17 protein-coding genes are annotated in these 19,399 nt (G+C 58.8%); 10 read left to right on the forward strand and 7 right to left on the reverse strand.

Going from position 1 to position 19,399, the window contains the following annotated elements; genetic code table 11:
• The 10 genes from V7Z56_RS05500 to V7Z56_RS05545 all read left to right on the forward strand — a co-directional run bounded on the left by V7Z56_RS05500 (position 1) and on the right by V7Z56_RS05545 (position 11,248).
• The gene (locus V7Z56_RS05500; RefSeq protein ID WP_334128360.1) at positions 1-1,287 is read left to right on the forward strand and encodes a glutamate-5-semialdehyde dehydrogenase; all 1,287 of its coding nucleotides are present in this window, start codon (positions 1-3) and stop codon (positions 1,285-1,287) included.
• A complete protein-coding gene (locus tag V7Z56_RS05505; protein WP_334128361.1) occupies positions 1,287-1,931 on the forward strand; it encodes a nicotinate-nucleotide adenylyltransferase in 645 nt (214 codons plus the stop codon). The genes V7Z56_RS05500 and V7Z56_RS05505 overlap by 1 nt, the downstream gene beginning before the upstream one ends.
• Before the next feature lie 43 nt (positions 1,932-1,974).
• Positions 1,975-2,334, forward strand: coding sequence for a ribosome silencing factor (rsfS, locus tag V7Z56_RS05510; protein WP_334128362.1), 360 nt, complete (start codon positions 1,975-1,977; stop codon positions 2,332-2,334).
• A 37-nt stretch (positions 2,335-2,371) separates the two neighbouring features.
• Positions 2,372-2,830 (forward strand): 23S rRNA (pseudouridine(1915)-N(3))-methyltransferase RlmH, encoded by a 459-nt coding sequence (rlmH, locus tag V7Z56_RS05515; RefSeq protein ID WP_334128363.1) that lies wholly within the window; start codon positions 2,372-2,374, stop codon positions 2,828-2,830.
• A 42-nt stretch (positions 2,831-2,872) separates the two neighbouring features.
• Entirely contained in the window at positions 2,873-4,459 is a 1,587-nt protein-coding gene (gene gpmI, locus V7Z56_RS05520; RefSeq protein WP_334128364.1) for a 2,3-bisphosphoglycerate-independent phosphoglycerate mutase, read from the forward strand.
• Between the two features lie 7 nt (positions 4,460-4,466).
• Positions 4,467-5,801 carry a murein hydrolase activator EnvC family protein gene (locus V7Z56_RS05525; RefSeq protein WP_334128365.1) on the forward strand — a complete coding sequence of 445 codons (1,335 nt, stop codon included), beginning with the start codon at positions 4,467-4,469 and terminating at the stop codon, positions 5,799-5,801.
• Entirely contained in the window at positions 5,801-7,093 is a 1,293-nt protein-coding gene (locus V7Z56_RS05530) for a S41 family peptidase (protein WP_334128366.1), read from the forward strand. The genes V7Z56_RS05525 and V7Z56_RS05530 overlap by 1 nt, the downstream gene beginning before the upstream one ends.
• Before the next feature lie 861 nt (positions 7,094-7,954).
• Positions 7,955-8,983, forward strand: a complete 1,029-nt coding sequence (locus tag V7Z56_RS05535; protein ID WP_334128367.1) for a divergent polysaccharide deacetylase family protein — start codon at positions 7,955-7,957, stop codon at positions 8,981-8,983.
• The gene (locus V7Z56_RS05540) at positions 8,980-9,462 is read left to right on the forward strand and encodes an RNA pyrophosphohydrolase (RefSeq protein WP_334128368.1); all 483 of its coding nucleotides are present in this window, start codon (positions 8,980-8,982) and stop codon (positions 9,460-9,462) included. Before V7Z56_RS05535 ends, V7Z56_RS05540 begins: the two co-directional genes overlap by 4 nt.
• 406 nt (positions 9,463-9,868) lie before the next feature.
• Complete coding sequence (locus tag V7Z56_RS05545; protein ID WP_334128369.1) at positions 9,869-11,248, forward strand: hypothetical protein; 1,380 nt, start codon at positions 9,869-9,871, stop codon at positions 11,246-11,248.
• Between the two features lie 64 nt (positions 11,249-11,312).
• On the opposite strand, the gene V7Z56_RS05550 is transcribed toward V7Z56_RS05545, so the two are convergent.
• The 7 genes from V7Z56_RS05550 to V7Z56_RS05580 all read right to left on the reverse strand — a co-directional run bounded on the left by V7Z56_RS05550 (position 11,313) and on the right by V7Z56_RS05580 (position 19,282).
• On the reverse strand, positions 11,313-12,770 hold the full coding sequence (locus V7Z56_RS05550; protein ID WP_334128370.1) for a sensor histidine kinase: 1,458 nt from the start codon (positions 12,768-12,770) through the stop codon (positions 11,313-11,315).
• Between the two features lie 154 nt (positions 12,771-12,924).
• Positions 12,925-14,253 carry an FAD-dependent oxidoreductase gene (locus V7Z56_RS05555; protein ID WP_334128371.1) on the reverse strand — a complete coding sequence of 443 codons (1,329 nt, stop codon included), beginning with the start codon at positions 14,251-14,253 and terminating at the stop codon, positions 12,925-12,927.
• Between the two features lie 131 nt (positions 14,254-14,384).
• Complete coding sequence (locus tag V7Z56_RS05560; protein WP_334128372.1) at positions 14,385-14,786, reverse strand: F0F1 ATP synthase subunit epsilon; 402 nt, start codon at positions 14,784-14,786, stop codon at positions 14,385-14,387.
• A 23-nt stretch (positions 14,787-14,809) separates the two neighbouring features.
• Entirely contained in the window at positions 14,810-16,231 is a 1,422-nt protein-coding gene (gene atpD / locus V7Z56_RS05565) for a F0F1 ATP synthase subunit beta (RefSeq protein WP_334128373.1), read from the reverse strand.
• 50 nt (positions 16,232-16,281) lie between these two features.
• Positions 16,282-17,163: a F0F1 ATP synthase subunit gamma gene (locus V7Z56_RS05570; protein ID WP_334128374.1), complete on the reverse strand. Its 882-nt coding sequence runs from the start codon at positions 17,161-17,163 to the stop codon at positions 16,282-16,284.
• Positions 17,164-17,192: 29 nt separating this feature from the next.
• Positions 17,193-18,722, reverse strand: a complete 1,530-nt coding sequence (gene atpA / locus V7Z56_RS05575; RefSeq protein ID WP_334128375.1) for a F0F1 ATP synthase subunit alpha — start codon at positions 18,720-18,722, stop codon at positions 17,193-17,195.
• Positions 18,722-19,282, reverse strand: a complete 561-nt coding sequence (locus V7Z56_RS05580) for a F0F1 ATP synthase subunit delta (protein ID WP_334128377.1) — start codon at positions 19,280-19,282, stop codon at positions 18,722-18,724. The genes atpA and V7Z56_RS05580 overlap by 1 nt, the downstream gene beginning before the upstream one ends.
• Positions 19,283-19,399 lie beyond the last annotated feature (117 nt).

The raw sequence follows: 19,399 nt of genomic DNA on the forward strand, positions 1-19,399 counted from the left end.
ATGACTGCACAGCCTCAAATCAGCTCCGACGGCGATATCATCGCGATGATGGAAGACCTGGGCCGCCGTGCGCGCAGCGCCGCAAAAACCCTCGCTCTCGCCCCGGCGGCAGCAAAGAACGAGGCGCTGCGCGCGGCCGCCGCCGCGCTCCGCGCGCGCCGCGCCGACATTCTGGCCGCCAATGCGAAAGATCTTGCGGGCGGGCGCGCAAAAGGGCTTACGGCGGCGCTCCTCGACCGTCTCGAGCTCAATGATGCGCGGATCGAAGCCATGGCTGGCGGGCTTGAGGCCATCGCAGAACTCAATGATCCCGTCGGCGAGGTGATCGCAGAGTGGGAGCGTCCGAACGGACTTGCCATTTCGCGCGTTCGCGTGCCGCTCGGCGTTATCGGCATCATTTACGAATCCCGCCCCAATGTGACGGCGGACGCAGGCGGCCTCTGCCTGAAAGCGGGCAATGCCTGTATCCTCCGCGGCGGCTCGGAAAGCTATCATTCAAGCCGCGCCATCTGGTCCTGCCTGCAGGACGGGCTCAAGGCCGCCGGCCTGCCGGTCGATGCAATCCAGATGATCGAGACGACCGATCGCGCCGCTGTCGGCGCCCTTCTCGCCCTCTCTGATTATATCGATGTGATCGTCCCCCGCGGCGGACGCAGCCTGATCGAGCGGGTGCAGAAAGAAAGCCGGATCCCGGTTTTCTCCCATCTCGACGGGCTGGTGCATATATATATCGATAGCGCGGCGGATCCCGCCAAGGCGCGCGATGTGGTGTTCAACTCGAAAATGCGCCGGGTCAGCATCTGCGGCGCGCTTGAGACGCTGCTCGTCAACCGGTCGGTGGCAGGTGATCTGCTGCCGGGTATTCTGAATGACCTGATCGCCGCCGGATGCGAAATTCGCGGCGATGAAGGCGTCCGGAGCCTTGATGCCCGCGCCAAACTGGCAACTGAGGCCGATTGGCAGACGGAATATCTCGAACCTATCCTCGCGGTGCGCCTCGTCGATGACCTTTCCGCTGCGATCGAGCATATCGAGACGTATGGCTCGCATCATACGGACTGCATTATCACGGAAGATGCCGCGGCAGCGGCCCGCTTTATGCAAGAGGTGGACAGCGCGATCGTCCTTCAGAATGCCTCGACGCAGTTCGCCGATGGCGGCGAGTTCGGCATGGGTGCGGAAATCGGCATCTCGACCGGAAAAATGCACGCCCGCGGCCCGGTGGGTGTGGAGCAGCTGACCAGCTTCAAATATGTGGTTCGGGGCGACGGCCAGACGCGATCCTGATGCGTTTGATGCGGGGGCAGAAAATCGGGCTTCTGGGCGGCTCGTTCAATCCAGCGCATGAAGGCCACCGCCGGATCAGCGTGGCGGCGCTCCGCCTCCTTGATCTCGACGAGATCTGGTGGCTCGTCTCACCGCAGAACCCGCTGAAGCCGGCAGAAGGGATGGCCGGGTTTCGTGAGCGGTTCGAGTATGCGCGCGGCTTTGCCCGCCACCCTTGCATCAAGGTCTCCGACTTTGAGGCGCGGATCGGCGAGCGGCGAACGGTCTATACGCTGAAAGCGCTCAAGGCCGCGTACCCGCGCCATAAATTCGTCTGGCTGATGGGCGCTGACAACCTCGTGCAGCTGCCGAAGTGGCAAAAGTGGGAGCAGATCATGTCGCTGGTGCCGGTCGCCGTCTTCAATCGGCCCGGCTTCACCTATAAGGCTCTCAACGGGAAGGCGGCGACTAAGTTTCGCCGCGCGCGTGTTTTCAACAACAGTTTCGGCGATGACCGGCGTCATCTCGCCGATATGAAGCCGCCGGCGTGGGTCTTTTTGCCGGAGACGACAATCGATCTTAGCAGTACCCAGATAAGAAATTCTCGTGATACGACAGGAAATGCTTGCTCTTGTGATAAAGACTTCCCAAATTATGAAGAGTAAGGACGACTATCGTCATTTTATTGGAGATTAATTGATCCCTATTATGAAAGCTCGGAAAGCTGATGTAGCAAAACTCCGCGATCTCGTTGAAGAAATATTGAGCGACGACAAAGCGGAAAACCTCGTTTCGATCGACCTTGCCGGAAAAACCTCCTTCGCAGACTATATGATTATCGCCTCTGGCCGGTCCTCCCGCCAGGTGGTTGCGATGGCGGATCATTTGAAGGAAGGCATCAAGGAAGCGGGTTACGGTGCGGTCCGGATGGAAGGACAAACCGGCGGCGACTGGATTCTGGTCGATGCCGGAGATATCGTCGTTCACCTCTTCCGGCCCGAAGTGCGGAACTTCTATAATCTGGAGAAAATTTGGGCTCCGGATATACCGGTTGAGATGATCGGCTGACCTCGCGTCCGCCGGACCAGTAATCGAAAGGGACAGGATGCGCCTTGTGATTGCCAGCGTCGGCAGGTTTCGGGGCGGTCCGCTGCAAGAGCTTTACGCTGATTATGCAGGCCGTCTGCCGTGGTCTGTCGAACTCAAGGAAGTCGAAGAGAAGAAGCCGCTGAAGGGCGAGGCGCGAAAGACGCGCGAAGCCGCCCTTCTGATGGGCGCGGTACCGGACGGGGCGACGCTGATCGCCCTCGATGAGAACGGCCGGAGCATGAGCAGCCCTGACTTCGCCGCGTTGCTCGGCCGCTATGCCGATGACGGCGTGCAGACGCTCGCCTTTCTGATCGGCGGAGCGGACGGTCACAGCCGCGAGACGCTGGCCCGCGCGGACCGGCTGCTGTCGCTCGGACCCATGACATGGCCGCATCTGATGGTGCGCGGCCTGCTTGCCGAGCAGCTCTACCGGGCGGCCTCGATTTTATCGAATCACCCTTATCACCGCGCATGATTATAATGGAATCTTAAGCCTATCAGGACTATAAAGACAGTTATGACAAGCCATCTTAAATCATCCTCCGCCCCCCGCCCCGTCGTGCTCTGCATCCTGGACGGATGGGGTCATAGCGAGACGAGCATCGATAACGCCATCGCCGCCGGCAACACGCCGAACTGGGACCAACTGCTGGCAACGCGCCCGCACAGCCTGCTCAGCACGTCGGGCGCCGATGTCGGCCTGCCGGATGGCCAGATGGGCAACTCCGAGGTTGGTCACATGACCATCGGCAGCGGCCGGATCATTTTGCAGGATCTGCCCCGCATCAACCGGGAGATCGAAACGGGCGCGCTCGCCAAAAACCCCGAACTTGTCGACCTGATCGCCAGATTGAAAGCCTCGGGCGGCGCCTGCCATATCGGCGGCCTGCTCTCTCCGGGCGGCGTGCATTCGCATCAGGATCATATGGCCGCGCTCGCCAAAATCATGGATGACGCCGGCGTCACGGTGCATCTGCATGGCTTCATGGACGGCCGCGACACGCCGCCTAAAAGCGGCGCGGGCTATACGGAGTCGCTCCTCCAACAGATCGCCGGATTGAAGAATACCCGCCTCTCGACGCTCGTCGGGCGCTACTTCGCGATGGACCGCGATACCAACTGGGACCGTGTCGAAAAGGGCTATAACGCCATTTTCAGTGCCGAAGGCGCGCCCTTCGACGACCCCGTTGCCGCGCTTCAGGCGGCCTATGCGGCGGGCGAAACCGACGAATTTATCGCCCCGCGCGTAGCCCGCGGATATAGCGGCATCACGGATGGAGATGCGTTCATCATGGCGAATTTCCGCGCCGATCGCGCGCGTGAGCTGCTCATCGCCATTGTTGATGATGGCTTTACCGGCTTTGCCCGGAAAAAGCGCCCCGCTCTCGCGGCTGTGAAAGGCATGATCGAATATTCGGCGGATCTCAGCAAATCCGTGCCAGCCCTGTTCCCGCCGGTCGATGTCCGCGAGACGCTCGGCGAGGTTGTCGCCAAAACCGGCCGGACGCAGCTTCGCATCGCGGAAACCGAAAAATATGCCCATGTCACCTTCTTCCTGAACGGCGGGGAGGAGCGCGTCTATACCGGCGAGGAACGCATTCTGGTGCCGAGCCCAAAGGTCGCGACCTATGATCTGAAGCCGGAAATGTCCGCTTATGAGGTACTGGATAAGCTCGTTGGCGCTGTCAAATCGGAGAAATTTGACCTGATTGTTGTCAACTTCGCCAACCCGGACATGGTCGGCCATACCGGCGTGATGGAGGCGGCCGTGCGCGCCGTCGAAGTGATTGACGATTGCGTCGGCCAGCTTGCAACCGCTGTAGCGAGTGTCGGCGGCGCTCTGCTGATCACTGCGGACCACGGCAATATCGAGCTGATGCGCGATCCGGAAACCAACGCGCCCTACACCTCGCATACGACCAACCTGGTGCCGCTGGTGCTCGCGGTTGGCGGCGCGGAGAATGCACGCCTTGCCAATGGCACGCTCGCCGATCTCGCACCGACGGTCCTCGCCCTGATGGACCTCGATATCCCGTCCGAAATGGGCGGTGCGAACCTTATCCACGCGAAGGAGGGGATCGAAAAGAACCGTGTTGCGTCTTGAGTTGAGTTTGCTTGGGCTGCGTCGGACCCTTTCTCCGCTTGCTATCGGCGTTTTCGGGCTTTGCCTTGTCCTTCCCGCAAGCAGCCACGCGGGGAACCCCGATGACGAACTCAAGACCCTGCAACAGGCGCTCAAGGCCTCTGAAGCCCGCCAGCGGAATTTCACCGCCGAGCTCGAAAATCTCGACAGCGAGATAAAGGCGCTGAAGCGCAAGCTGGTGGTGGCTGCGAGTACCCTCACCCGTCTCGACGAACAGCTGATCATTGTCGAGCAGCGCCTCGATGAGATCCAGCAGGTGGAAAGTCAGACGCTGAGTGATCTCGAAAGCCGCACCGGCGAGCTTTCCGTTACGATCTCCGCACTCATCCATCTCAGCCGCCAGCCCGAAGGCACATTGATCGGCAATCCGGGCGGGCTGGTTGACAGTCTCCGGGCGTCCTCGCTGCTGCAATCCATCCTGCCCAAACTGAAAGAGGATGCCGACCAGCTTGGCGCACAGCTGAATACACTGGCGGAACTGCGGGCGCAGTATACAAAAGAACGCGAGGAATTTGCGAGCCTTCGTGATGAACGGCATAGCGAACAGGAAAAGCTCGATCAACTGCTCGCCGAAAAACACGCCGCACAAAGCAAAATCGCCGCAGAGAGCGACGCCGAGCAGAAGCGCCTCGACAAGCTGACAGCGGACATCAGTGACACAGCCGCGCTGGTCGCGCGCCTTGCGGAGGACAAGAAGCGCCGGCAGGCGGAAGAGAAAGCGCGCCTTGAGCGCGAGATCGCCGAAAAGGAAAAGGCGCGGATCGCGGCCGCTGTGGCCGCCGCCGCGGCCGAAAGGATGGCCGCGCTCGCGCAAAAATCTCCGCCGCCGCCAACAGAGACACCCGCTAAACCACAAGTCGCCGAGCGGCTCGCGAGCCTTGGCCCGGAGCGCCACATCACAGAAGCGAAAGGCCTCCTCCCCTTACCCGTTGGCGGACGGATCGTTACCCATTATGATGAGAGTGACGAGATTGGCCGCAAGAAGGGGATCGTCATCGAAACCCGATCCGGCGCGGCGGTGATCGCGCCGTTTGACGGGCAGGTCGCGTTCGCCGGGCCATTCCGGCACTATGGATTGCTGGTGATCATCGACCATGGTGACGGGTATCATTCGCTGCTCGCCGGCATGGGGTCAATCGACGCCTCGGTCGGGCAGCTTCTCCTCGCCGGAGAGCCTGTCGCGCGGATGAAAGCAGGCAGTGGTAAAGAAAACCCGATGCTCTATATGGAGCTTAGGAACAACGGTTCGCCCATCGATCCCGCTCCGTGGTTGATGGCCGAAAACAGAAAGGTTAGCGGATAATGAGAAATGTTGTAACAGGTGTATTGGCCGCAGCAGTCCTCCTGCTGTCGATTGCCATCATTACGACACCCGACAACCGCGTAGAGGCAAGTTCCGAAACCTATCGCCAGCTAAATCTGTTCGGTGATGTGTTTGCCAAGATCCGTGAAGACTATGTCGAAGAAGTTGATGACCAGAAGCTTATCGAAGCGGCCATCAACGGCATGCTGAGTTCTCTCGATCCGCATTCGAGCTATCTCAATCCCGAAAGCTACGATGGCATGAAAGTGCAGACCCGCGGCAAGTTCGGCGGCCTCGGCATCGAAGTGACCATGGAGAACGGCTTTGTGAAAGTGGTTGCCCCGATTGATGATACGCCTGCCGCCAAGGCCGGCATTCAGGCGGGCGATCTGATCACGCATCTCGACGGCGAACCGGTTCTCGGCCTCACGCTCGCGGAGGCGGTCGACAAGATGCGCGGCCTCGTTGACACTGACCTCACCCTCACAATTCGCCGCGCCGGCGAAGCGGAGCCGCTTGAGATCACGCTCACGCGCGCCATCATCACCGTGCAGTCGGTGCGCGGCCGGCTTGAAGATGATGGCATTATCTATATCCGCATCTCCAGCTTTACCGAGCAGACGGACAGCGGCCTTCGCAAGACCGTAGGCGATCTGAAGGCCGAAGCGGGCGATAGTTTCAAGGGTCTTATTCTCGATCTTCGCAACAACCCCGGCGGCCTTCTCGATCAGGCGATTGCCGTCTCGGATGATTTCCTTGAGAAGGGCGAGATCGTCTCCACCCGCGGCCGCAAGCAGGGCGATGCGCAGCGCTATAATGCAAAGCCCGATGACATTATCGACGGCAAGCCGATCGTCGTGCTGATCAACGGCGGATCGGCCAGCGCGTCCGAAATTGTCGCCGGCGCACTTCAGGATCATCGCCGCGCCGTCATTCTCGGCACCCAGAGCTTCGGGAAGGGATCCGTCCAGACCATCGTCCCGCTGCAGGGCAATGGCGCCATGCGCATGACCACCGCACGGTATTACACGCCGTCCGGCACCTCCATCCAGGCGAAGGGCATCGTTCCTGACATCGAAGTGGAGCAGGCGAAGCTGGAAGTTCTCGAGTCGGCGCGGCGGCGGTCGGAAGCCGACCTTCGAAACCACCTCGAAAATGGCGAGGAAGAGCAGTCGACCGATGTTCCGACGGCGACGACCGCAGATGGCGAGGAAATTGTCGACTATCAGCTTCTTCGCGCCAAGGACCTGTTGAAGGGCGTCTCGCTGTTCGCGAAAAAAAGCGCCCAGTAGAGCTATTGTTTGTCACCCCGGATGGCGCGGAGGCGGTAACTCTTCCGCTTCCGCGCCCCTCGGGATCATGAGTATCGGCGGATTGCAGTGGGAAATTCGGATAAAGACGACGTAACAAAACCGGCAGCGACCAACAAGGTGTCGGGTTTGTTTATCGTGTCTCTGGCGATTGCTCTCGCGATCATCGCTCTCGCCGGATGGGGGTATTTCAGCCAGAAAGCGGAGCGACCCGACACAACGGTAAGCGCAAGCGCCGCAATCACCGCCCCCGTCGAGATCCCGGCGGAGACGTCCCGCGGCGACAGCGAGATGGATCAAACGGGCGCCGTTACCCCCGACCAGCCCTCTGAGACGCCGAAGGAGGATGCAGTCGCCCAAGAACCTTCGTCCGCGACTCCCGCGCCTCCCGCCCAGAGTAATGGGGAAGCGGACCCGGCCTCTCCCACCGCCCCAACAGCAACAGACCCCGACACCATTAAGGACACGCCCCCCGCAACTGCGAGCGATCAAGCCGGGGAGCCGCTCGGCGCCCCATCCGGGGAGAGCGACGCAGCAACGGACTCAACCGCTGACGCCGATGAAGGCGCAACTTTCCCCGCAACTCCGGCAGCACCCGCCGGGAGCGACGCGGAGGATGAGGCGCCTGCGATAGCGGCTGCACCTGTGACGCCCGCACCCGCACCGGCGCCGGAAACTGAGACAGGCGAGGCCGACGTCTCCGATATCGGCGATGGCGCAGACGCAGACGCGGACTCATCACACGAAGAAATGGCAGTTCCGCCCGCCGTTCCGCCCTCGCCCGCGGAAGAGGTGGCTCCCGCCACGGACGCCGCGCCGCCTGCCGGGGCCGAGGCAGAAGAAATGGTTGAAGAAACAGGCGAGGAGACCGGCGCTTCTCCTCAGACTGCCCCTGATGAGAGTGAAGCGGCGCAGGCGACAATGGACACGCCGGCGAACGCGGGTTCGCAAGCGGCCGCAGATACGCCCGCCGCCGCGGATCGCCACGAACCGGGTGAGACGAATTCGCGATCCGCGCTGCCGCCTGAAACGGCGCCGCAGGATGCGCAAAATGCGAACGCGGAGGCCCCTCTGCCTGTTGCCCCTCTTGCCGCACCGGGCAATCTCCAGTCTGACGGCGAGATGGCCCGCGACGCACCTCCCCCCTCGCCTCAGCCTACCGGGATGAAGGCGCAAGATGCCGGCGATTTGAGACCCCGGATCGCCATCATCATAAGCGAGCTCGGCATGAGCAACGCTGCGGCGCGTCAGGCGATCGCGATGCTGCCGCCGGCCATCAGCTTCAGCTTCAACCCTTACGGCCACAATCTGCAACAGCTTGCCAATGAAGCGCGCGCCGCGGGCCATGAAGTGCTGCTGCAGGTGCCGATGGAGCCGCAGGGCTATCCGCGGCTTGATCCCGGCGTACACGGGCTTAGAACCGATCTGACAAGCGAGGAAAATCTGGCGCGGCTCGACTGGGCGCTCAATCGCTTCACCGGCTATATCGGCATCACCAACCAGATGGGTTCGAAATTCACGAAGGACGCGGACGCCCTGACCCCCGTCCTTAATGAAGTCCGCGGCAAAGAGCTGATCTATCTTGACAGCCGGACAGCGGCCGACAGCATCGCCGCCGACATTGCGCTGGACCTCGGCATACCGGTTGTCATCAACAATCGCTTTCTCGATCACCGCGCGGAAACGGCGGTGATGGATGAAAATTTCGCGGCACTCGAAACCATCGCGCGCCGGACCGGATCGGCGGTCGGTATCGCCTATCCGTCCGAGAAAAGCTATACATATTTGATCGACTGGGCCAAGGAGCTGGAGGCAAAGGGGCTCCGGCTTGTCCCGATCTCCGCACTCGCCAACAAGCAGGAAGCAAGATGAACACAACGTCGCTCCGTGAAAGCCTCCCTTATCGTGCCTGCGCCGGGATGATGATTCTCAACAAAAAGCGGCAGGTGTTCGTCGGTCGGCGAATCGATATGGTCAGCGAACACTGGCAGATGCCCCAGGGCGGCATCGATCTGAATGAGGATCCGATCGTCGCGGCGCTCCGCGAGCTTGAAGAAGAGATCGGGACCCGCAATGTCGAGCTGGTTCACATGCTCGACGAATGGCTGAAATACGACCTTCCCGATGATCTGCTCGGCAAAATATGGCAGGGAAAATATCGCGGCCAGCAGCAGAAATGGTTCCTGTTCCGCTTTCTCGGCCGGGACGATGAAATCAATATCCAAACGGAACATCCCGAATTTTCCGAGTGGAAATGGGCCGATTATTCGGATCTTCCCCGCCTCATCGTCCCCTTCAAGCGTGATTTATATGAAACAGTTTTGGAAAAATTCTCCCCTTACGTGTTGTGAACCGCTCGGTACAACCACGCCCGCGCTACCAAGTCTGGTTGATACAAATTAAAATAGCCGAAATTTCGGCTATATATAGTATTCACGCGCATTTATCGAAAATTTTAGCTTCTTCTGTTGTGTTTCCTTTTCCGTTGCGCTTATAATCCTTAACAGTTGTTAATCGCGATTAATTTTCATGGTTAATAAACAAGGTTAATTTTGCTGCGGCGCAGGAATTTGCATTGTTATTCTTGGGAATATTGCCCGGTGAATATCTGAAAAAGAGCAGATCACGCGGCGTGTTACTTTTGTTAAATAACAGTAACCGTGTTGTGGGCGTAACATGAAACATTATGAAGAGCTTTCCGGGGGAGAAGGTCGGCGCGTTTTTTACCGCGCTGAACGATTCAACGCTAAAGAACTGATGAACAGTATCACACCTGTTGTCGAGATGGATGATCAGGCGTTTGATATCTACGACATCAGTATGAGCGGCATCAGTTTTGTCAGCCCGCAAAGTTTCTCCTGGCTGGAGAATATGAATAATGACGTTCCGCTCCAGCTCAAGATCGGCGAGACGGAAGTATTTTCCGGAAACGGCAAGATCCGCCGCATTGAACCCCATGAAAATCAGCATAAAGTCGCCGTTGAACTGACGCGTGGCTTTCTCGACATCAAGAAGATCCTCGCCCAGCATGACGACCTTGCCCTGCAGCAGGCCGTCACCATCGGGCTCGCCGATCATTCCCATCTCGTTCCGGCGGCCTATAAGGAAGCGATCAGTGACGCGGTTTATATGCTCCGCTCCATTCACAGGGTGCTCGATAAAGTCGAGGCGGACCTCAGCCGCGATGACGTGCGCCGCGACGAGCGGATAAAGGACACAATCCTCGCCTGCGAAACAAAGGCAATGATGCGCTGGAGAGAAATCTCCAAAAAATGCCTCAAGATTACGGATGAGCTTGGCGATGATGTCGACGCGATCGCCGTTGTCAAGCAGTATACCGAGATGGTGCTGACGCCGGAGCTGCTGCCGGGTGCGAGTTGGCGGCGCGCCTACGAAAAGCCGCTCGGCTATCCGGGCGACTACCAGGTCATGAACTACGCCTATAACCTGACGCTCGAAGGCGATACGGCCTATGCGAAATTCTGCCACCGCCTTGGCACCTCGACAGGGGAGTTTATTGCGACCCGCATGACGATGACCAAGCAGGCCATCGCCCGTCTCTGCTCGCAGGCGGCCGCACGCGGGCGCAGCGATTTCAAGGTTGCCAGCCTCGGCTGCGGCCCGGCCCAGGAGGTTGCCAATTACCTGAAGACGCCGAACATTCCGCTTCCGGTGGAATTCACGCTGATCGATCAGGATCACGACGCGCTCTCCTACGCCTACAACAGCACCTATCCGGAAGTTGTGCGGCTCGATGGCAAGGCGTGGGTCCGCTGCCTGCACGCGACATTCCTTGAGTTTCTGGCGACGGGCCGGTTGTTCAGCAAGCTTGACAAGCAGGATTTGATCTATGCCGTCGGTCTTGCCGATTATCTCGGCAAGAAACGCTCAACGCGGCTGGTCAACGACCTTTACCGCAACCTGCGCCCGGGTGGGACTCTGATTATCGGCTGTATGCTGACGTCGGACGCCAGCCTCAAGTGGCAGGTCGAGTATGTCGTGGACTGGACGCTGGTTCACCGCACGGAAGCCGAAATGTACGAGCTTGCCGAAGAGGTCGATCCGGCGGCGAAGCGTGAGGTCATTGCCGATCCGACGAACCACTGCCATCTTTTGTTCGTCACCAAGCCTGAATAATTGGAGCTAGGAGAAACGAGCGCCGCATCGCTTGGGTCATAGGGGAAGCGGCACGCAAGCCTTTTTATGCGGAGCGGCCGCGCACCAGCTTGGTCTGCTCGGCGGGTTCCGCCGGTTCCTCGACAAGGCGTTCCTTCGGGATTTCGACGATCGCGACCGTTCCCTCGCCAAGACGGCTTTCGAGGCGGATGGAGCCGTTGTGGAGTTCCATGATATTCTTGCTGAGCGGCAGGCCGAGCCCGGTGCCTTCGTAGTTCCGCACCATCGCACTTTCAATCTGCACAAACGGATCGAAAACCTTTTCAATGTTCTCCGCATCGATACCGATACCGGTGTCGCGAATATGAACCTGCGAGTTTCCGTTCTCCATTGTCTTGAAACTGACCGAAACAGAGCCGCCTTTATGGGTGAATTTGACGGCATTGGACAGCAGGTTGAGGAACACTTGCGCGAGCAATCTCGGATCGCCGATCATACGAAGATCGCGGGCGGGCATATCGAAAATAAGACGCACACCGCGCTCCGCCGCATTGTCGCGGATAATACGGAGCGTGGAGTTTACCGTATTGACGATCGACACCTCTTCCTCCTGCAGCACCAGCTTGCCGGCTTCCGCTTTCGAGAGGTCAAGAATGTCATTGATGATGCTCAGCAGATGCTGCCCGCTGATGTTAATGTCGTGCGCATATTCCTTGTACTGCTCCCGGCCGAGCGGGCCGAACATTTCCTTGTCGAGAATTTCCGAAAAGCCGATGATTGCATTCAGCGGGGTCCGTAATTCGTGCGACATGATCGCGAGGAATTCCGATTTCGAATGGTTGGCGGCCTGCGCCTTTTCAGCCAGAATATCGCTCTTCACCCGTTCTTCGTGCAGCATCTCCATGTTGATGAAGTCGCGCCGCTGCGCAAGCTCCTGAAAATACGCCGCAAAAACGCCCATTCCCGCTGCGGTTAGCAGGAAGAAGTCATTGGCCATCAGGATCAGCAGCGGGATCGGATTATACCAGATCGCCGAGATGTGATAGGCGACCACCAGGAACACGGTCACCGACGTCGCGTACAGAAACCGTGTCGGCGGCAGGCAGCAGCAGAAGATGATCAGCGGCGTGAGCCCGGCGTAGTAGAGATAATTTCCGGGTTCGTCGGCAATGGCCGTCATCACGATGATACTGATACCGGAGGCGAGCATACAGAAAGCCGCGCCCGGTTGGGCGATGATCGGATAAAATTTCGTGTAGGTCAGTCCGAAGACGGCGAGGAAAATCGGGATCGCGAAACAGAAACGGATAACGAGCGCTTCCCAGAAAGCCTCGGGGATGACGTAGAAATCGAGGATCGTAAAGGCGGCATAGATAACAACCGCTGACAGCAGCGACAACCGCATGACGGTAAGCGAGCGCGCGATCGCCGCATCATTGTAGGCGCTTTCGACGTCGCTATCGACAAATCGCAACGAAAACCTGTTCAGCTTCGTCCCGTTGAAGATAGAGTCAATCGTCCTGAACTGACTTGGAAAGTTCAATTTCGTCGCCAACATTGAATAACTTACAAAATTCTTTATAAAAATATATCAAATGGTGGTTAATTTACTCTTAATTGAGAGAAAAGCGCAACCGTGATTCCGCCGCCCGATTGTGGGTGCCCGAATCTTGCAATTCTATTTATATTTCAAAGAGTTAGCGTCGAACCATGCCTGCGATGAGCTTCGGCCACCACTGAGGGTGATAGAAGGAATTCTCGTTTTTTACGAGATGGACCACCTGGTAAAAATTCTCAACGACATCCGTCGATGGCGAACTCATGATCAGGCTTTTAAGAGCGTTTTTAAGGGGAAGCGTCAGAGGCTTCGGCCCCACCGTTTCAGGATAACGGAAGTCCTGTCCGCGCGCGAGGTCCCAGGGTGTCGCAAATATTCGGCGAAGCGCGGTGAAGTACTGACGCCGCAATTCGTCAAGATCATGCTCCTTCCTGAAATCGACTTCTGTAGCCAGATCGCCGAGCATTGCCGCGGACAGCGCGGCAACGCTCATGCCCTGCCCGAACAACGGGTTGAGACTGGTATTGCTGTCGCCGACCGGCAGAATGCCGAGCGGGAATCTGGGTAACCGGTCATAGTGCCGCCATTGGCCGTGCGGAAATTTGTGCAATCTGATATCGCTCACGATGTGGGCATCTTTCACGGCCTCGAAGATATCGGGGCGGGGCAGCGTGCGGGCAAATTGCAAAAACCCCGCCATATCCGCCGGCGGATGGTCGTCATGATAGCCGGCAAGGGTCAGCAGCCATTTCCCGCCTTCGACCTTAACGAGGGTAGAGCCACGGATCTCGCCCGGGCCCTTCGGGTAGATCAGGATGCTTTTCCAGTCCCTTGGCGTCTCGGGAAGCTCCAGCAGGCAGCTCGCATAGCCGAGATTGACGCGGATATGATCTTCCGGGACCGTGCCGAAGCCCTCGCGCTTTAGCCAGCGGGGAAACAGGCTGCCACGCCCCATCGCATCCACAAAGAAATCAGCGGCTACTACCTCCGCCTCCCCGCCATTTCGTCTCACCACGGCCGCAACGACACGCTGCCCCGCGTCATCGAGCGTGAAATCCTCAACGCGGATATTATCCAGAACTTCAATATTTCGCGTTTCCCGCACCGCCGCGCGAAGGCATCCTTCAAGCAGCGGGCGCGTCTGGAAATAGATCCGCATGGAGCCGTCAAAGCGCGGCATCCAGCCCCCATTGATATACCAGCGCACCTCCTGGCTGAAATTGCAGGAAACGGCACCGGCGCGGATGAGACGCTCCGGCAGATCGGGAAAGAGGCGCGTCAGCACATCGCTGCCGCTTTTGAGGAGACCGTGGACGTGGTTCGCCTGCGGCGTTCCTTTGCGCGCAAATCCGTCGTGGTCCAGCTGATCCGCATCGAGCAGAAGGATGCGATCGAAGCGGGAGGAAAGCGCCCGGGCCGTGGCAAGCCCGGCAATACTTCCCCCGGCGATAAGGGCGGTTGTTGTCATGACGCAGTTACTTCATGTAATCACTCTGATTTCAGACTAAATCATTCATCGAAATTGACAATAACCTGTCGCGCTTGCCAAAAACAAAAGGGGCCCGAAGGCCCCTTTTTTTATTGGTCTGTCCTGCGATTTTATGCCATCGCGTCCAGAAGCTGCTGCAGATGATCCCGGTTCTCCGCAGCGCGGCGACGGGTCTCCTCATCCTTGGCGTCTTCCTCGTCTTCGCGCTCATTCTGGATACGCTGCTCCAGATCGGCCCGGTCGAGATCGGCCAGATAGATAGCCTCTTCCGCGAGAACGGTGATTTTGTCGTTGGAAAATTCCGCAAACCCGCCATTGACGAAAATGCGTTCCTTCTCCTTGTCCGCCTCATAGATGCTGATCACCCCGGGGCGAAGCGTGGACGTAATCGGCAAATGACCGGCGAGAACGGCGAAGTCTCCTTCGGCGCCCGGCAGCACAACCATTTCAAACTCATCCGAGAGCAGCAGTCTTTCGGGTGATACCAGATCCATGGTGATCATGTCGGCCATTTCAATACTCCTTCAGACGATGATCAAGCCGCGTCCGCAGCCAGTTTCTTCGCCTTTTCAAGCACTTCGTCGATGCCACCGCACATGTAGAAGGCGGCTTCCGGCAGCTCGTCATATTCGCCCGCGCAGATCTTCTCGAAGGCTTCGATGGTATCTTCGAGCTTCACGAACTTGCCCGGCGAACCGGTGAAGACTTCAGCAACGTGGAACGGCTGGCTGAGGAAGCGCTGGATCTTACGCGCCCGGGCAACGATGAGTTTGTCTTCTTCCGACAGCTCGTCCATACCCAGAATTGCGATGATGTCCTGCAGCGACTTGTAGGTTTGCAGCGTCTCCTGAACCTGACGGGCAACCTCATAGTGGCGCTCGCCGACGATGGCCGGATCAAGCATGCGGGAGGTCGAGTCGAGCGGGTCAACGGCCGGATAGATACCCAGCTCCGCGATCTGACGGGACAGAACGGTCGTCGCGTCCAGATGGGCGAAGGAGGTTGCCGGCGCCGGGTCAGTCAAGTCGTCGGCCGGAACGTAAATGGCCTGAACGGACGTGATCGAGCCCTTGTTGGTGGAGGTAATACGCTCCTGCAGGGCGCCCATGTCGGTCGCGAGCGTCGGCTGATAGCCCACAGCGGAGGGGATACGGCCGAGCAGAGCGGACACTTCGGAGCCGGCCTGCGTGAAACGGAAGATGTTGTCGACGAAGAACAGAACGTCCTGGCCTTCGACGTCACGGAAATATTCCGCCTGCGTGAGGCCGGAGAGAGCAACACGCATACGGGCTCCGGGCGGCTCGTTCATCTGGCCATAGACCAGCGCCACCTTGGACTTGTCGCCTTCGGTGTCGATAATGCCGCCTTCGATCATTTCGTGGTAAAGGTCGTTACCCTCACGCGTCCGCTCGCCAACGCCAGCGAACACCGAGTAACCGCCGTGGCCCATGGCGACGTTGTTGATCAGCTCCATGATCAGAACCGTCTTGCCAACGCCGGCGCCGCCGAAGAGGCCGATCTTACCGCCCTTGGCGTAAGGCGCGAGGAGGTCAACAACCTTAATACCGGTCACCAGAATTTCCGCTTCCGTGGACTGATCCGCGAAATCCGGGGCCGGCGCGTGGATGGGAGCGGACCTTTCGGTCTTGATCGGGCCGCGCTCGTCAACCGGCTCGCCGACGACGTTCATGATACGGCCGAGGGTTTCCGGACCGACCGGCATGCGGATCGCATCGCCCGTATCGACCACTTCCTGACCGCGAACCAGACCTTCGGTCGCATCCATGGCAATCGCCCGGACGGTGTTCTCGCCAAGATGCTGCGCCACTTCCAACACCAGCCGCTGGCCATTGTTGTCGCAATGCAGAGCGTTCAGGATATAGGGGAGTTCCCCTTCAAATTGTACGTCCACGACGGCGCCCAACACCTGGGTAATCTTGCCGACATTCTTTGCCATTTTCATGCTCCCTACAGGGTCACTTCAGTTCTTAACAGTCGATGAGAAGGCTAGAGCGCTTCCGCACCGGAAATAATTTCAATCAGTTCGCTCGTAATCGCGGCCTGACGTTCACGGTTGTATTGCAGGGTCAACTTGTCGATCATATCGCCTGCGTTTCGGGTCGCGTTATCCATCGCCGACATCCGTGCACCCTGCTCGGAGGCGGAATTCTCAAGGAGTGCCCGATAAATCTGCACCGACAGGTTACGCGGCAGAAGTTCTGCCAGAATTTCTTCTTCGCCCGGCTCATATTCATAAAGAATATCATTCTCGTCCGCTTCCGCCGCTTCCGGGATGGACGCCGGAATAAGCTGCTGCTCCTGCACTTCTTGGGTGAGGACGGAGACAAACTTCGCATAGAAGATCGTGCAGACGTCGAACTCGTCTTCATTGAACATCGTCAGGACGCGCTGCGCGATCGGCTGGGCGTTGCCGAAGCCAACGCGCTTGGCGCCCGACAGATCGACCAAGCCGATGATCAGGTTGCCATATTTGCGCTTCAGGGCATCGCGACCCTTCTTGCCGACGCAAAGGACTTTGACATCCTTGCCTTCGGCCAGCAGCTGATCGATCTTTCTTGACGCCGCCTTCGCGATGGAGCTGTTGAAGCTGCCGCACAGCCCGCGCTCACCGGTTGCCACGATAATCAGATGACGCTGATCCGAACCCGTCCCGGCCAGCAGCCGCGGCGCCGTATCCTCCTGGCCAACCATTCCCGCAGCGAGGGATGCCATCATGGCATTCATCCGCTCTGCGTAAGGACGGGCGGCATTGGCCGCCTCCTCCGCATGGCGCAGCTTTGCGGCTGCCACCATCTTCATGGCCTTGGTGATCTTCTGCGTCGACTTGACACTGTTGATCCGGTTTTTGAGTTCCTTAAGGTTCGCCATTTTCCGGCTGCCCCTTTCCTAAGCTCAACTTATGCAAATGCCTTGGAGAAGCCTTCGAGAATATCTTTCAGCTTCGATTCAGTTTCCGCCGACAGGGCGCCTTCGTTCCGGATCGTGTCCAGAAGCCCCTGGTGCTTCGCGTGCATTTCCGCAAGCAGTTGCTTTTCATAGTCGCCGATATTTGAGACCTCGACCGCGTCAAGATATCCGCGCACACCGGCGAAGATCACGACAACCTGCTCTTCCATGGTGAGCGGGCTGTACTGCGGCTGCTTCAGAAGCTCGGTCAGGCGCGCACCGCGGGCCAGCAGCTTCTGCGTTGCCGCGTCAAGATCGGAGCCGAACTGCGCGAAGGCCGCCATTTCGCGGTACTGCGCAAGCTCCAGCTTGATCGAGCCGGCGACCTGCTTCATGGCCTTCGTCTGTGCCGCCGAACCCACGCGGGAGACCGACAGGCCGACGTTGATGGCCGGGCGAATACCTTGGTAGAACAGCTCGGTTTCGAGGAAGATCTGACCATCGGTAATCGAGATCACGTTGGTCGGAATATAGGCGGAAACGTCGCCGGCCTGCGTCTCAATAACCGGCAGTGCCGTCATCGAGCCCGCGCCATTGGCGTCGTTCAGCTTGGCCGACCGCTCGAGCAGACGGGAGTGGAGATAGAAAACGTCACCCGGATAGGCTTCACGTCCCGGCGGACGGCGGAGCAACAGGGACATCTGACGATAGGCCACGGCCTGCTTGGACAGATCGTCATAGATGATCAGGGAATGCATGCCGTTGTCACGGAAATATTCCGCCATCGCGCAGCCGGTAAAGGGCGCGAGATACTGCAGCGGCGCCGGGTCGGAGGCCGTTGCGGCGACGACGATGGAATATTCCATCGCGTTGTTTTCCTCAAGCGTCTTCACGACCTGCGCAACGGTGGAGCGCTTCTGGCCGATCACGACATAGACGCAGTAGAGCTTCTTGCTCTCGTCTCCGCTCGCGTTGATGGACTTCTGGTTGAGGATCGTGTCGACAGCAAGCGCGGTCTTGCCGGTCTGACGGTCACCGATGATCAGCTCGCGCTGGCCACGTCCGACCGGAACGAGGCTGTCGATGGCCTTGAGGCCGGTCATCATCGGCTCATGGACGGATTTACGCGGCATGATGCCGGGCGCCTTCACGTCAACGCGGCGGGTTTCGGTTGCTTCGATCGGACCCTTGCCGTCGATCGGGTTGCCAAGGCCGTCAACAACGCGGCCAAGCAGGCCCTTGCCGACACCTGTTTCAACAATCGCGCCAGTCCGCTTGACAGTATCGCCTTCACGAATGTCGCGGTCGGAACCGAAAATCACGACACCGACGTTGTCGGTTTCAAGGTTGAGGGCCAGCCCCTTGATGCCGCCCGGGAATTCGACCATCTCGCCGGCCTGGATATTGTCCAGGCCGTACACGCGGGCCACGCCGTCACCGACGGAAAGCACCTGACCAACCTCTGAGACCTCAGCTTGCGTGTCAAACCCCGCAATCTGCTGTTTAAGAATTTCGGAAATTTCTGCGGCGCGGATGTCCATCACCCAACCCCTTTCATCGCAAACTTAAGATTTTGAAGTTTAGTCCGGATCGAACTGTCAATCATTCGCGAACCAACCCTTATGACAAGACCCCCGATCAGGCTCTCATCGACTTCCGATTCGAGACTGACATCACTGCCGATGGCAGATTTGAGGGCAGATGAAACTGCATCAAGCTGACCTTTGGTGAGCTTTTTGGCCGACGTCACCCGCGCAACCACTTCGCCGCGCTCTGCGGCCAGCAACTGACCATAGGCTTTGATCATACCGGGCAGCGCAAAAAGTCGCCGGTTCTGCGCAACAGTTCCGATAAACCGGCGGACAAGATCGCCCGTACCGAGTTTTTCAAGAACCGCGCCCATCGCCTTCGCCTGATCGGCACGGCTGATAATCGGGCTTTTCACCAGACGGGCGAGGTCTCCGCTCTCGTCCATCATTGATTTGAGTGTCGCCAGGTCGGCGGCAACGGCATCGAGTTGACCGGCTGATGACGCCAGATCAAACAGGGCCGTCGCATAACGACCCGCAATACCGGAAACTGATATGTTCTCAGCTGACAAGAAACGATCCCCAGGCCTGAAATTGGACGAGATATGCGTCCGTCTAATTTGTGAAGCCCCTTCCACGCAGGCAGCAAGGCTGCTCCCATAGTCGAGGCAGGGGGTTATTAACACAGG

It is taken from the genome of Sneathiella sp., assembly GCF_036844445.1.
Taxonomy (GTDB): Bacteria; Pseudomonadota; Alphaproteobacteria; order Sneathiellales; family Sneathiellaceae; genus Sneathiella.

Coding starts and splice junctions, on each gene's coding strand:
- rsfS (WP_334128362.1), top strand. CDS start 1,975: ATGAAAGCTCGGAAAGCTGATGTAGCAAAACTCCGCGATCTCGTTGAA.
- V7Z56_RS05535 (WP_334128367.1), top strand. CDS start 7,955: ATGGTTGAAGAAACAGGCGAGGAGACCGGCGCTTCTCCTCAGACTGCC.
- V7Z56_RS05540 (WP_334128368.1), top strand. CDS start 8,980: ATGAACACAACGTCGCTCCGTGAAAGCCTCCCTTATCGTGCCTGCGCC.
- V7Z56_RS05560 (WP_334128372.1), bottom strand. CDS start 14,786: ATGGCCGACATGATCACCATGGATCTGGTATCACCCGAAAGACTGCTG.
- gpmI (WP_334128364.1), top strand. CDS start 2,873: ATGACAAGCCATCTTAAATCATCCTCCGCCCCCCGCCCCGTCGTGCTC.
- atpD (WP_334128373.1), bottom strand. CDS start 16,231: ATGGCAAAGAATGTCGGCAAGATTACCCAGGTGTTGGGCGCCGTCGTG.
- V7Z56_RS05505 (WP_334128361.1), top strand. CDS start 1,287: ATGCGTTTGATGCGGGGGCAGAAAATCGGGCTTCTGGGCGGCTCGTTC.
- atpA (WP_334128375.1), bottom strand. CDS start 18,722: ATGGACATCCGCGCCGCAGAAATTTCCGAAATTCTTAAACAGCAGATT.
- V7Z56_RS05570 (WP_334128374.1), bottom strand. CDS start 17,163: ATGGCGAACCTTAAGGAACTCAAAAACCGGATCAACAGTGTCAAGTCG.
- V7Z56_RS05530 (WP_334128366.1), top strand. CDS start 5,801: ATGAGAAATGTTGTAACAGGTGTATTGGCCGCAGCAGTCCTCCTGCTG.
- V7Z56_RS05500 (WP_334128360.1), top strand. CDS start 1: ATGACTGCACAGCCTCAAATCAGCTCCGACGGCGATATCATCGCGATG.
- rlmH (WP_334128363.1), top strand. CDS start 2,372: ATGCGCCTTGTGATTGCCAGCGTCGGCAGGTTTCGGGGCGGTCCGCTG.
- V7Z56_RS05555 (WP_334128371.1), bottom strand. CDS start 14,253: ATGACAACAACCGCCCTTATCGCCGGGGGAAGTATTGCCGGGCTTGCC.
- V7Z56_RS05545 (WP_334128369.1), top strand. CDS start 9,869: ATGAACAGTATCACACCTGTTGTCGAGATGGATGATCAGGCGTTTGAT.